The sequence below is a fragment of the Pseudomonas sp. GD03842 genome (genome assembly GCF_029841165.1).
In the GTDB taxonomy this organism is placed as follows: domain Bacteria; phylum Pseudomonadota; class Gammaproteobacteria; order Pseudomonadales; family Pseudomonadaceae; genus Aquipseudomonas.
This window is the reverse complement of the sequence record NZ_JAOCEA010000012.1, coordinates 112,882-125,870: the sequence shown is the minus strand read 5'-3', so window position 1 is coordinate 125,870 and position 12,989 is coordinate 112,882. Positions and strand designations below refer to the sequence as shown.

Genomic DNA, 12,989 nt, shown 5'->3' with positions numbered 1-12,989 from the left:
CAGCTCAGGAATGCTGCTTTCCAAATCCACGATGTCATGGAGCATGAATCGATGCGTATGCCTTACCTCTCATCTTTGCTGTTTGCCCTCATCGCAAGTACGTCGATCGCTGCCACCGCCGCCCCCGCGGCCCTTCCGTCGCAACCGCCTGCCGCCGCTACGGCCACCGCCGCTGCCGAGCAGTCCGGTAAGGTCAACCTCAACAGCGCTAACGCCGAAACGCTGCAAAAAGAACTCTCTGGGATCGGCGCCTCCAAAGCTGCTGCGATCGTCGCCTATCGCGAGGAGAATGGAGCGTTCACATCAGTAGACGAATTGATTGAGGTCAAGGGCATCGGAAAGGCGCTATTGGACAAGAACCGCGACAAGCTTGCATTGGAATAACGGCACGAGGAGCCCAAAAAAGACCGATCACATGATCGGTCTTTTTTTTCGGACCCCTTCGCCTCGCCCTTCACCTGATTTCTCCGCTTGACATAAAAAATGTCAGTCGCCATATAATGGCAATATTACGTTTGTAATATCTTGTCTCGCTTCTTTCATTGTCCTCGGAGAACTGCCTCATGAGCACCACCTGCACCCTCGGCACCGCCCTTATCACCGGGGCTTCGTCTGGTATCGGCGCCACGTATGCCGACCGCCTGGCCAAGCGCGGCTATGACCTGCTTCTAGTAGCGCGGGATCAAACGCGACTGGAAAAGATCGCGGCTGACTTGCGTGAGAAGACATCGGTCAAGATCGAAGTGGTGAAGGCGGATCTGACCTTGGCATCGGACGTTTCATCGCTGGAGAAGCGCCTGCGTGACGACGCGTCGATCACGTTGTTGGTCAATAACGCGGGGGTGGCCCTCAGCACGCCACTGTCGGAAGCGAACCTGGGCGAGGTCGATCGGCTGATCCAACTGAACATTGTGGCATTGACCCACTTGGCGTCGGCCGGCGCCGCGGCGTTCGTGGCCCGTGGGAATGGCGCCATTGTGAACATCGCTTCGGTCGTGCCGATGATTCCGGAACGCTTCAATGCGGTGTACACGGCCAGCAAGGCCTATGTGCTTAGCTTGACGCAATCGCTTAGCGCCGAAGTCGGCGAGAGGGGCGTGCAGATCCAGGCGGTGATGCCAGGCGCGACTCGCACCGAGATCTGGGAGCGCTCAGGCATTGACATCGCTGCCTTCCCGCCGGAGATGGTCATGGACGTGAACGAGATGGTGGACGCCGCGCTGAGCGGTTTCGACCAGAAAGAGCAAGTGACCATTCCGTCGCTGCCCAATGCCGCGGATTGGCAGGCTTTCGTCGACGCGCGTCTGGCACTGGGGCCGAATCTTTCATTGCAGCATGCGGCAGCGCGTTACAAGACCACGGGCGCCTGAGCGGTGCGCGTGACAGTCCGGAAAGTGGAAAGGTGAAGGCATGAGCGAACGTCGCATTGTGGTGACGGGGATGGGTTTGGTAACGCCACTGGGCACCGGTGTCGAGGCGGTCTGGCAGCGTCTGCTGCAGGGCCGCTCGGGTATCGTGCAATTGCCCGAAGATACCGTCGCCGATCTGCCGGGCAAGGTCGGCGGCTTGGTCCCTTTATTGGCCGACGACCCGGAGGCGGGCTTCGATGCCGATCTGGCGGCACCACCCAAAGAGCAGAAGAAGATGGACCGCTTCATCCTGTTCGCGCTCGCGGCCGCCCAGCAAGCGATCGCCCAGGCGGGTTGGGCGCCATCCACCGAGGAGCAGCGCGAGCGCACGGCGACGATCATTGGTTCGGGAATCGGCGGTTTTGTGACCATTGCCGATGCGGTGCGCACCACGGATAGCCGCGGCCCGCGCAGGCTTTCGCCTTTCACGGTGCCGGCCTTTCTGGTCAATCTCGCCTCGGGCCATGTGTCGATTCAGCATGGCTTCAAGGGCCCACTCGGCGCGCCGGTCACAGCGTGTGCGGCGGGGGTGCAAGCCATCGGTGATGCCGCGCGACTGATTCGCGCCGGTGAAGCCGATATTGCCATCTGTGGTGGCGCGGAGGCCTGTGTGGACCGTGTTTCGTTGGGCGGTTTTGCCGCCGCTCGGGCGTTGTCCAGCGGCTTCAACGAAACGCCTGAGCGGGCTTCCCGTCCGTTCGATCGGGATCGTGACGGTTTCGTGATGGGGGAAGGGGCCGGTATCGTCGTGATCGAAACCCTGGAGCATGCCCTTGCGCGAGGCGCGACGCCCATCGTCGAACTGGTGGGCTACGGCACCAGCGCCGATGCCTATCACCTGACGGCAGGACCGGAAGACGGCAGCGGTGCCCGTCGTGCGATGCAGGCAGCGATTCGGCAGGCCGGGATCGAGCCCTCGGACATTCAGCACTTGAATGCTCATGCGACCTCGACCCCTGTCGGGGACAAAGGCGAAATGGCGGCGATCAAGACGGTGTTTGGCGATCAGAACAGTGTGGCCGTCACGGCGACCAAATCGGCTACGGGTCATTTGTTGGGCGCAGCAGGCGGGATCGAGGCCATCTTCACTGCGTTGGCGATCCGCGACCAGATCGCGCCCGCGACGTTGAACCTGGAACATCCCGATGAGGCTGCCGAAGGCATCGATCTCGTTCGCGGTCAGCCCCGGCCGATGACGATCGATTACGCGTTATCCAACGGTTTCGGGTTTGGAGGGGTTAACGCCAGCATCATCTTCCGTCGCTGGCAGGCATGATACGAAAACGCCCCTGACGTCAAGGGCGTTTCATTTCAGACGGGCGCAGGCGTATCAGACAAGCGCGATTTGCTGTTTGAGCTGTGCGCAGGTGGTCTCCAGAATACGTTCAGCCAGTGCGGGATCCTTTGTGCTGCGGGCGAGGGAGATCGCCCCCACCAGGCTGGACATGATCATCACGCACATGTCGCGATCTTGCTGTTCGCTGGTCTGGCGTCCAGCGGGCAGGCCAGCCTCCAGCTTGGCCAACATGCGGTGAATCACTTCGTCGGTGATCTCGCTGGGCTGACCACGCTGGCCCAGCTCCGAGGACATCGTCGGCAGAGGGCAGCCGTTTTCAGGGGCCGCGCAGTGCCCCGCGGACAGGTATTTCTCGATGAACGTTTCTGCCGGAAGGGGAGCCTTCTCAACGGCAGCCGACTGATCCGCCGCGCAACGCAGCGCCTTTTCGACCAGATCGTCCTTGGATTTGAAATGGGCATAGAACCCGCCATGGGTCAGGCCCAGTGCCTTCATCAGTGGCTGCAAACCGGTCGCGCCAATGCCGTCACGGCGGAAGCGAGCGGCCGCCTCGTGAAGGATACGCTGATGGGTCTGGGCTTTGTGATCTTCGGCGTAACGCATTGAACGAGCCTCCCGACTTGGCTCTTGAAATGGTAGTCGACATTCTTACATGGATGACACGACTGTGCAGTATCCACGTTTGGAGCAAGGTTGCCATCGGTCAGAACGTCACAGGTGCGTCGCTTACTTGGGTCCCATCATTTTCGCCAGCACATCCGGCCTGGGCGCACCCTGTTGTTGCTTCACATGACCGTTCACGTCCTTGTAGAAAATCGAGGGCGTGGCCGACAGTCCCATGTCGTCCATGAGTTTCATGTTGGCATCGAGTTTGGCCTGGATGTCCTTCGGAATTGTGGCCATGGCCTTGAGCGTGCTGCTTTTGCCTGCCTGTTCGTGTTTCTGCAGGGCGACCTCGGGATTGGCGTCGCTCAGCAGCGTGGCGGCTTTGGCGGCGCTGTCTTCACGGATGACGCCGACCATGATGTGGCGCAACTGCACCTTGCCTGCTTTGACCCACGGCCGGGCCTGCTCCCAGAACAGGTTGCAGTAAGGGCAATTGGCGTCGCTGAACAGATAGATGACCCGGGGTGCGGTCTTGGCGCCATCGGGGATCCAGGTGCTGTTCTCCATCTGGCTCCACATGGCTTGGGTCATGGGTTCATAGACGAGCTTTTGCAGCGGCGCTTCGCTGAGGTCTTCGCCCTTTTCGTCGAACAGGTTACCTGCCAGCACATGCTTGCCATCGGGAGTGAGGTAGAGCGCCATGCCCTGCTTCTGATACTCGGCGGCGTAGCCTTTGAGCCCCCCGGGGGCATCGAAGGCTCCACGAATGGTTGCACCCTTGGCTTCCAGCGCCTTGATCGGCGCGGGCAGGTCTTCAGCCAGGGCGAGCGCGCTGCTCAGGGTCAGCAGACCTGCCACCGGGAACATGGAAAAGCGCGTGAAACTCATTGAATGCTCCTTGAGTATGAATTGGCCCACGATACCTCGGCAGCCATGGCGTAGCCGCCTGGATGAGCAGCACGGCCGGCCGGGGAAAGACGTGGATCACCTGTCGAAGACCGTCCTTTGCATAAGAGGTTCGAGCGTGACGTGAGGCGATTAAGGCCTGATTAACCGCCTTCAGTACCTCGCCGGGTGGAGTCTGTGCATAATCGCGCCTTAATCCCGCATTGCTTCAATTTCCTTTTTTTCGGGGCCGCCCCATGCACGTACTGGTTTGTGAAGACGACGACCTGATCGCCAGCGGCATCGTTGCCGGGCTGGACGCGCAGGGGCTGACCGTGGACCGGGTGGCCACGGCGTCGGCTGCCCGCGCGATGCTGTCGGCAGCGCACTTCGATGTCATGGTGCTCGACCTGGGGCTGCCTGACGAAGACGGCCTGAAGCTCCTGAGGCAACTGCGTCAACAGGGGCATGACATCCCCGTGCTCATCCTGACGGCGCGCGACACCGTCACCGATCGCGTCGACGGGCTGCAGGCCGGGGCCGACGATTACCTGCTCAAACCCTTTGACCTGCGTGAGCTCAGCGCCCGTCTGCACACATTGGTCCGGCGCATGGCCGGGCGCAGTGTCAATGTCATCGAGCATGGTCTGCTCACCTATGATCCAAGCAGCCGCGAAACCCGCCTGGCCGGGCAGCCGGTCGATCTGTCACGACGCGAGCAGGCCCTGCTCCAGGCATTGCTGAACAATCAGGGACGGGTGCTCTCCAGCGAACAGCTCAAGGATTGCGTGTACGGCTTCGGGGACGAAGTGGAAAGCAACGCGTTGAATGTCCATATTCACCACCTGCGCCGCAAGCTCGGCGGGCGAATCATCGAAACCGTGCGCGGGCTTGGCTATCGCCTGGGGCCGGCAGGCGAGGCGTTGGAGCGTCGCCCATGATGAGTCTTCGAACCCGCCTGAGTCTGATCCTGGGTTCGGCCTTCATCGTGATCTGGGTATTGGCGGCGGCCTGGATGCTGCGCGACTTGCGCACCCAGATGATGCAATCGCTCGATCAGCGTCTGGAAGCATCGGCGCGCATGGTCGCTGGCCTGCTGGAGCAGATGCAGATGCCCGAGCGCCAGGGCGAAGGCCAGCCGCTCAGGGCTGCGGACCTGGGCATTCCCAATGGCATGGCTTGCCAACTCAGTTCATCGCGCGGGCAGGTCTTGGCGCGCACCGAAAGTTCGCCTGCCGAGCCGTTGAAAGCGGACTCCAGCGGCTTCGTCGATCAGATGATCAACGGCGAGCACTGGCGTGTGTACACCATGATGCATGGCAGTGTGCGGGTGAGTACCGCTGATCGGCAGATCGAACGCGATCTGCTAGGGCAGTCGGTATTGTTGGCGGCGTCCGTGCCGGTGCTGGTTGCATTGTTCGGCAGCCTGATCCTTGTCTGGTTCGGGATCGGTCGCGGCTTGGCGCCGCTGAACCGGATGCGTGATGCGCTGAACAGGCACAGCGCCGATTCGGTCGAGCCGCTGGACGTGCCCAATCTCCCCAGCGAACTGCAGCCGCTGCTGATCAGCCAGAACCAGCTGTTTGGGCGCATCGCTCAAACCCTGGAGCGCGAGCGTCGGCTGACCGGGGATGCGGCCCATGAGTTGCGCAGCCCATTGACCGCCATCAAGACTCACCTGCAAGTCGCGCGCATGACCGAGGGCGACAAGCGTGACCGGGCGCTGGCCCACGCCGAGGAAGGGGCTGATCGGATGCACCGGACCCTTGAACAGCTTTTGCTGCTTGCGCGCGTGGAAGGCAGCCTGTCGTTCGATGATGGGGTGCAATGTGACGCGCAGAAAGTTGCTCGCCTGGCCATCCACGATGCCAGTCATGGCGAAGAACACCGGATCGAGTTGAAGTTGGCCGCGCCGTTGTCCGCGGCACCTGTGGCAATGCCTGCTGCGCTGGCCGTGGCAGCGTTGCGTAACCTTCTGGACAACGCCCTGCGGCATACGCAGGCCGGAACACAGGTGGAACTGAGTGTCGCCACGGTCGACGGACATGCCCGTTTTTGCGTGCGGGATCACGGGCCAGGCATCGCGCACGCCGACCTGGACAAGCTCACCCAGCGTTTTTGGCGCAACGGCAAAAGCCCTGGCGCGGGGCTGGGGCTGGCGATCGTTCAAGCGATTGTGCAACGCTGCGGCTGTTCGCTGACATTCGACAGCCTGGACGACGGCTTAAAAGTGGACCTGAGCATGCCGCTCCGGCCTAAGGTTTGAAGGGGCTACGAATTGAAGGAGCCCGAGTTGAAGGAGCAACGAGCTTTCAGTCGCCCCGCGCGCCCATGGTGCCGCGGCCCACGGGGGGGGCCATGGCAGCATGGAGCTTATTCTCGACGCTGTTCAGCGTCAGCGCAGTGCTTCAAGGTTCAGTTGCCGTCGGCAACCTTTCTTTCGATCTCATCCGTCGCGCGCTGGAGCTCTTCCGCTTCCTGCTCTTTTGTGCGGATTGACGACGGCGTCACCGTCTCGTCGATGCCACGCGTCTTACCCGCGCGATCTGCCAGGTCTCTTTCCACGACATCGACAGGCTTGCCCGCTGCATCTTTGACAGGTGCATTGGCAGGGGGCGTGCTCGCGTGAGTCTTATGATCATCGTTCATTTCGGACCTCCATGGGTTTAACGCCGGTGATTTCAAGATTGGAGAGCCCGCGCCCCATCGAGTTCGCTCTTTCTGCAGGCGAAACAGCTCGATGGAACGGCAAAGCACCATTTGTCCGGTCGACGAAACGGGCCATCCCTGACCGTTACTAAGCATGCATATCGCTGCGGATTTGAACGATGGCCATTACTGCTCTGCTGGTCGAAGACGAAGAGGCACTCCGGACGCTCATTACCGAAGCGCTGACGCTGATCGAAGTTGAAACGGTCGAGTGCGTCAGTGCTGACGACGCGCTGCGCCTGCTCGGTCAGCCCCATGCTTTCAACCTGGTGATTACGGACATCTGCATGCCAGGCGCATGCGATGGTCTTGAGCTGGCCCGGACCATATGGGCGAAATGGCCGAACTTGCCGGTGATTCTTTCTTCCGGTAATCGCATCGTTCTCGATAGCCATCTCCCCGACAACGCCTCATTTCTACGCAAACCCTGGTCGCTCGATGATCTGCATCAGGTCGTCGGTTCACATTTGAAGCGTTGAACCTCTCATGCCGAGAGAGCGCCGTAGAAACGCTGCCCTGGCGGATAGAAAGAGTGGTCGTTGGGGGCAGGTCCTTGAGAGCGCAAGGCAGGCGCCCTGCGACGGATGAGGTCATCCTCAGCTGATACCGACTGCCCCTCGGTGTTTTCCGAGCCGAATGAATGGCTGTGATGCCGTACGAGGAAACGAAACGTGAAACAGCTTGAACGTCTAGAAACGGGAGTTCCTGGTCTTGATACGTTGCTCAAGGGAGGGCTCATTTCGGGGGCCTCCTACATCATTCAGGGGCGACCTGGGTCAGGGAAAACCATCCTCGCCAACCAGATTGGCTTCAACCATGTGAAGCGCGGTGGGCGTATGCTGTTCGCCTCTCTGCTCGCCGAGCCTCATGACCGTCTCTTTCAGTTCTTGTCCACGTTGACGTTTTTCGACAGCTGCGCATTGGGCGACAGCATCCAATTCGTCAGCGCCTTCGACACCTTGGAGAATGACGGGCTGGACGAAGTGGTCAAGTTGTTGCGCCGAGAAATTTCGCGCCAGAAGTCATCCCTGTTGATCCTCGACGGGCTCTTGAACGCTCGCTCCAAAGCCGAGGCCCCGATCGATACCAAGAAATTCATCGCCGCGTTGCAGGGGCATGCGGCTTTCGCGGGCTGCACCGTGCTCTTTCTTACCAGCTCGCAGCTCGACGAGGGCAGCCCTGAGCACACCATGGTCGATGGCGTCATCGAGATGAGTGAGGAGAGCATCAGCGCGGTGCCCATCAGGCGCTTAAAACTCAGAAAGACCCGCGGCAGTGGTGCCATTGCCGGGGCACACGAATTCGAAATCACCGATAAGGGAATAGCGATCTACCCACGTCTGGACAGCCAGGCGGCAACGTCATCAGTGGCAGCTGAGGTGCCGCTTCGGCGTGTCACGTCTGGCAGTGCCGCGCTCGATGTCAGCCTGGGTGGCGGCTTGATGGAGTCGTCCATCTCGCTACTGATTGGGCCGTCGGGTGCTGGCAAGACGTCGTTGGGGCTTCAGTTTCTGTCCGCCAGCACACCTGATGAGCCTGGCTTGCATTTCGGGTTTCATGAGTCCCCATACCGCCTCCGGATGAAGGCGACTGCGTTGGGCCTCGCGTCTGATCAGCTCGAATCCCGAGGCGCGTTGCATATGCTTTGGCGCCCGTCAGCGCCGGCGATTATTGATCGAGTCGCCTACGAGTTACTGGAAGCAGTCGAGCGCCACGGTATCAAGCGCGTCTTTCTGGACAGCTTGCGCGGGTTAGGCAAAGTCTCGGCTGATCCTGGCCGGGTGCAAGGCGTTACCGTGGCCTTGCTCGAAGCCCTTCGGGCCCAAGGGGTGACCGTTCTGGCCAGCTATGAACTCAGCCACATGGCAGTCACCGACCCTCACTACCTGACTCCGGATTTCGCGAGTACTGCAGATAACCTGCTGCTCGTCGAGATCAGCCGCAGCCAGGCTGAACTCCAACGGCAACTGAGAATTCTCAAGGTCAGAGACAGCGCGTTCGACCCCTCGCTGCTAGAGGTGGTGATGTCCCGGGACGGGATCGAGGTTAAAAGGGTGTGAAGAAATGCGGGTAATAACAATGAACGGGCCTTCAGCGCTATTCGGAAAGTTTCCATGGCCTTTGAGCGCTCGTCGGCTATGAAGACCGTCTTGATCGTCGACGACGAATACCTGATTGCAGACATCCTGAGCTTCGCGCTGGAAGAGGAGGGTTTCCTGCCGGTCACTGCGGCAAGCGCGTTGAGGGCGCTGGATATCCTCGAACGGGAAAGGCCTGACCTCATCATCACGGATTTCATGATGCCTGGGATGACGGGCGTCGAATTCGCGGAGAAGGTCAAATCCACTCCGGGCTTCGAGAGGACCCCGATGATGCTCATGAGCGGCGCTCAAGCGCATTTGGGCATTGCCCGGCCTGACCTGTTCACCGCCGTGTTCTTGAAACCCTTCGATACACCGGCCGTGGTCCGGCAGATCCGGCTGGCCCTCGATTCAAAACGCCCTTGATGCAGAGAGAGCAAAGTGCCCTCTCATTGTTGCCGCAGTGCAAGGCCGGTTCAGCGCTGCGCAGCGCGCCCTGAACGGCCTGCAGGGGTGAGGGTCGTTACGCGGGCACGCTCACTGAATCGTCAGGTTCCGTGAGCGGGATCGCACTGGTGCCGGGTGTCAGAATGACCTTTCGGCAATCCTCCTGTTTTTTGTCGAAGATCTTGTAGCCTTCGGCCGCCTGCTCCAGCGACATTCGATGCGTGATGATCGCCTCCGGGGCAAGGCGGCCGGCTTCAATGTGCTCGAGCAGTTCAGGAAGAAAGCGCTGCACGTGGGTCTGGCCCATCTTGAACGTCAACCCTTTGTCGAAGGCATCGCCAAACATGAAGCCATGGATGAAGCCGGCATACACCCCTGGCACGCTCACCGTGCCCCCACGCCGGACGGCGGCGATGCACTGACGCAGCGCCTTGCCGCTGCTGCCCTCCAGTTTCAACGTGGCGAGCACGGTTTCGGTGGTGCTGCCCTTGGCTTCGAAACCTACCGCGTCCACCACGCCGTCGACCCCGCGCATCCCCGGCGTCTGCCGGATGATGGAGTCGGCTGGATCATCATCCTCATCGAAGTTGATCGGTATCACGCCGTAGGTCGCTTGTGCGTAGGCGAGGCGGTAGGGATGGTGATCGACCATGAAGACACGCTCGGCGCCCAGCATCCGCGCCACCGCCGCGCACAGTAGACCGACCGGGCCTGCGCCATAGATGGCGATACTCGACCCTTGCCCGATACCGGTATTGGTGACTGCCTGATAGGCAGTGGGCAGGATGTCAGAGAGGAAGAGCACCTTCTCATCGGCGAGCGTGCCTGGCACTTTGAACGGGCCTGTGTTGGCCTTCGGCACCCTGACGTATTCGGCCTGTCCGCCCGGCACGCCGCCGTACAGATGGCTGAAACCGAACAGCGCGGCCCCTGGCGGAATGGCCTTCTTATTGAGAATGGCGCCACGCCCGGTATTGGTCGTCTCGCACGCGGCGAAGAGATCCTGTTGGCAGAAGAAACACTGTCCACAGGCGATCACGAAAGGAATCACAACGCGATCCCCCGGCTGCACGGCCGTCACTGCCGAGCCGGTTTCTTCGACGATGCCCATGAACTCATGCCCGAAGATGTCACCGTGTTCCACGGTTGGGATCTTGCCGCGGTAAAGGTGCAAGTCCGAGCCACAGATGGCCGTCGCAGTGACCCGCAGAACGATGTCGTCAGGCTGTTCGATCACCGGGTCGGGAACCGTATCCACCTTGACGTTGTGGGCGCCGTGATAAGTGAGTGCTCGCATGAAATATCTCCGCTGCTTCAGGGGGTGTACACAGCGGAGCCCCTGCGGCAGACGTTAGTTCAGGGCATTGTCCGCAGCGGGGACAAGCGGTGGGCAACGCGCCTTTCATGCTGCATGGGCGATGAAATCCGAGAGGAACGCGATCCGGTTCTGTCATACCCACAATCACGAAACCTATGGGATGAGGTGCCCGATGATTGTTGAAGAGACGGTGAAGTATTTGAACGAGCACGCATTGGTCGTGACTACGGCCGAGTCCTGCACGGCCGGCCGTATCGTCGCACTGCTCGCCGAGATTCCGGGAAGCGGCGCATTGGTCGAATGCGGGTACGTGGTGTATTCCCCGGAGGCAAAGCAGCGATTGCTCGGGGTACGTTCAACGACGATCAAGACCTTCAATCTGACCAGCGTCGAGGTTGCCAGAGAAATGGCCATCGGCGCGCTCCGGGACAGTCCGGCCAAGGTTGCGATTGCCACCACGGGCTTGTGTGGTAACGAGGATATGGACGGCATTCCGGCAGGGACAGTGTGTTTCGCGTGGGCCTTCATGAACGATGGACAGTTGAGCGTATTCACCCGACGGCACCGGTTCTTCGGCGACCGCACCGCCATGCAGCAGGATGCTGCGCTCCACGCACTGGAGCATTTACCGGTGTTTCATCGACGTGTGCTTGCAGGCGAGACCGCCTGAAGCGCCAGTTCCCGCATTCGGCGCTTGATGCTCCCCACTCGGCGGCTTCAGTGTTTGAACGGCACCAGGTGAATGAGCGCCGAAAAGCCCCCGAGGATGATCCACAGGGTTGAAAAGATCCACGGCGAACGCATGGAAAACTTAAGTGCGTCGCGGTACCCGCGCTGATTGGATTCCCGCTTGGCGAACAGCGGAGAATCGTCGTACACGTCGCCCATTCGCGGCTGGCTCTGCAACAGGTGGCTTTGTTTCAGGTACCAGTGATCGATGATTTCATAAGCGGCCTTGATGCCCGACCAGGCGTGCAGCGAGGTGATCAGCCCCAGCACGGAGAGCAGCACCGAAACGACCAGGGAAAACAGGCTACCCCAGTCCGGGTTGACGTTGGCCATGGAAGACGCGTACGCGATCACCAGAAACGACTGGGCACCCAAGTAGGCGTTGGTCCGGTTCGACAGCATGGTCGTTTCGTACTGGATTTCCTTGCGATAGAAATCCAGTCGGTCCTTGAGCGACCCGAACATGATCGCATCGGCAGCGTTCTGAGCATCGATATCAGAGCGCTGGGTGATGATATTGGTCATGAGGTTCGAGTGACCGTAAGCACCACAGCGGCGATGCGCTCGGCGCTGACATAGGTTTCGGTATCCAGTTCCTCGCCGAATACGTCGGGGTCCATTTCGCGGTAGGACCAACTCAATCCAGGCTTGTCTACCAGTAGCCGCGCGTGTTCGAGGAACAGGTCGACGCCTTCGACCCACGGCGAACCGGTATAGAGCACCAGGCTCCCGCCCACTGTGAGACGTCCGATGGCCTGCTCGACGATTCGCACCGACAGTTCCGAACCCAGCCGCTCACCGCCGTGGCGATAGGCGCGCTTCTGGGTGTCTTGCATGTAAGGCGGGTTGGCGACGATCAGGTCGAACTCGCCAGAGGCACTGGCAAGCAGGTCGCTGTGCCATGCCGACACGTTATCCACTTCGGCCAGCGCGGCGTTGACGGCGGTGAATCGCAGGGCAGTGGGATTGATATCGAGTGCCAGGACCTGCGCATCATGTCGCGCCTTGGCAATCAGGATGGCCCCCGCGCCACTGCCACAACCGATGTCGACGGCCGTCCGAATCGGATGGGTCGAGGTGCGCAGATGTTCTTCAATGGCTTGAGCAAACCGATACGTATCAGGACCGAAGAACACCGAGTCGTTTGACACAGTGGGAAACGCGGAATGCACGAACAGATGGTCATGCAGGCTGGACCACCGCACTTCGCTGATCCACAGCCCGGCATGGGCGCGGATGATGGCGTGGGAAAGCAGCGCCTGAAGTTCGGCTTCGGGAAGCAGGTCGCTGGCGAAGGGCCGATTCCAGCCAAAGATATCTCGCAAGCTCTGGGCCTGATGGTTTCGCTCGCGCGCATTGTTGCGCTGGTGAGTGAGGGGCGTGACGGTGGTGAACTGATACTGATCCGCCTGAAGGCGCCTGCCCAGCTGCACGAGAGCCAGGTCATGGGTCCGATCGTCAGGGTTGACCGTTTCAATCGGCTGAGAAGGAAGAGTGGCTTGGCTCAT

15 protein-coding genes are annotated in these 12,989 nt (G+C 60.7%); 9 read left to right on the top strand and 6 right to left on the bottom strand.

The genetic code is table 11. The features are described 5' to 3' along the window. Positions 1-51: 51 nt before the first annotated feature. From N5D61_RS17945 to fabF, 3 genes are all read left to right on the top strand, one after another. Entirely contained in the window at positions 52-384 is a 333-nt protein-coding gene (locus tag N5D61_RS17945; RefSeq protein WP_279893722.1) for a helix-hairpin-helix domain-containing protein, read from the top strand. A 179-nt stretch (positions 385-563) separates the two neighbouring features. Further along, on the top strand, positions 564-1,370 hold the full coding sequence (locus N5D61_RS17940) for an SDR family oxidoreductase (protein ID WP_279893721.1): 807 nt from the start codon (positions 564-566) through the stop codon (positions 1,368-1,370). A gap of 40 nt (positions 1,371-1,410) precedes the next feature. Continuing rightward, positions 1,411-2,685 carry a beta-ketoacyl-ACP synthase II gene (gene fabF / locus N5D61_RS17935; protein ID WP_279893720.1) on the top strand — a complete coding sequence of 425 codons (1,275 nt, stop codon included), beginning with the start codon at positions 1,411-1,413 and terminating at the stop codon, positions 2,683-2,685. A 54-nt stretch (positions 2,686-2,739) separates the two neighbouring features. Here the strand turns inward: fabF and N5D61_RS17930 are convergent, their stop codons facing one another. Together N5D61_RS17930 and dsbG are read right to left on the bottom strand one after the other, a co-directional pair. Continuing rightward, positions 2,740-3,309, bottom strand: a complete 570-nt coding sequence (locus N5D61_RS17930; RefSeq protein WP_279893719.1) for a TetR/AcrR family transcriptional regulator — start codon at positions 3,307-3,309, stop codon at positions 2,740-2,742. 123 nt (positions 3,310-3,432) lie between these two features. Next, a complete protein-coding gene (gene dsbG / locus N5D61_RS17925; RefSeq protein WP_108237321.1) occupies positions 3,433-4,179 on the bottom strand; it encodes a thiol:disulfide interchange protein DsbG in 747 nt (248 codons plus the stop codon). Between the two features lie 275 nt (positions 4,180-4,454). Here dsbG and N5D61_RS17920 point away from each other — a divergent pair, with 275 nt between their 5' ends. Together N5D61_RS17920 and N5D61_RS17915 are read left to right on the top strand one after the other, a co-directional pair. Then, a complete protein-coding gene (locus N5D61_RS17920) occupies positions 4,455-5,138 on the top strand; it encodes a response regulator (protein WP_108237225.1) in 684 nt (227 codons plus the stop codon). Further along, positions 5,135-6,463 (top strand): ATP-binding protein, encoded by a 1,329-nt coding sequence (locus N5D61_RS17915; protein WP_279893718.1) that lies wholly within the window; start codon positions 5,135-5,137, stop codon positions 6,461-6,463. The genes N5D61_RS17920 and N5D61_RS17915 overlap by 4 nt, the downstream gene beginning before the upstream one ends. A 149-nt stretch (positions 6,464-6,612) precedes the next feature. Here N5D61_RS17915 and N5D61_RS17910 read toward each other — a convergent pair whose 3' ends face one another. Next, entirely contained in the window at positions 6,613-6,846 is a 234-nt protein-coding gene (locus N5D61_RS17910) for a hypothetical protein (protein WP_108237223.1), read from the bottom strand. 179 nt (positions 6,847-7,025) lie between these two features. On the opposite strand from N5D61_RS17910, the gene N5D61_RS17905 reads away from it, so the two are divergent. The 3 genes from N5D61_RS17905 (at position 7,026) to N5D61_RS17895 (ending at position 9,413) form a co-directional block, all read left to right on the top strand. After that, complete coding sequence (locus N5D61_RS17905) at positions 7,026-7,385, top strand: response regulator (RefSeq protein WP_108237222.1); 360 nt, start codon at positions 7,026-7,028, stop codon at positions 7,383-7,385. Between the two features lie 192 nt (positions 7,386-7,577). Further along, positions 7,578-8,966 (top strand): ATPase domain-containing protein, encoded by a 1,389-nt coding sequence (locus tag N5D61_RS17900; protein ID WP_279893717.1) that lies wholly within the window; start codon positions 7,578-7,580, stop codon positions 8,964-8,966. Between the two features lie 54 nt (positions 8,967-9,020). Further along, positions 9,021-9,413 (top strand): response regulator, encoded by a 393-nt coding sequence (locus N5D61_RS17895; RefSeq protein ID WP_347881581.1) that lies wholly within the window; start codon positions 9,021-9,023, stop codon positions 9,411-9,413. 97 nt (positions 9,414-9,510) lie between these two features. Here N5D61_RS17895 and N5D61_RS17890 read toward each other — a convergent pair whose 3' ends face one another. Further along, complete coding sequence (locus tag N5D61_RS17890) at positions 9,511-10,731, bottom strand: glutathione-dependent formaldehyde dehydrogenase (protein ID WP_279893716.1); 1,221 nt, start codon at positions 10,729-10,731, stop codon at positions 9,511-9,513. Positions 10,732-10,924: 193 nt separating this feature from the next. Between N5D61_RS17890 and N5D61_RS17885 the strand changes: the two genes are divergently transcribed. Beyond that, positions 10,925-11,422 carry a CinA family protein gene (locus N5D61_RS17885; RefSeq protein WP_279893715.1) on the top strand — a complete coding sequence of 166 codons (498 nt, stop codon included), beginning with the start codon at positions 10,925-10,927 and terminating at the stop codon, positions 11,420-11,422. A gap of 47 nt (positions 11,423-11,469) precedes the next feature. On the opposite strand, the gene N5D61_RS17880 is transcribed toward N5D61_RS17885, so the two are convergent. Both N5D61_RS17880 and N5D61_RS17875 read right to left on the bottom strand, forming a co-directional pair. Beyond that, positions 11,470-12,006, bottom strand: coding sequence for a hypothetical protein (locus N5D61_RS17880; RefSeq protein WP_279893714.1), 537 nt, complete (start codon positions 12,004-12,006; stop codon positions 11,470-11,472). After that, positions 12,003-12,989 carry a class I SAM-dependent methyltransferase gene (locus N5D61_RS17875; RefSeq protein WP_279893713.1) on the bottom strand — a complete coding sequence of 329 codons (987 nt, stop codon included), beginning with the start codon at positions 12,987-12,989 and terminating at the stop codon, positions 12,003-12,005. The genes N5D61_RS17880 and N5D61_RS17875 overlap by 4 nt, the downstream gene beginning before the upstream one ends.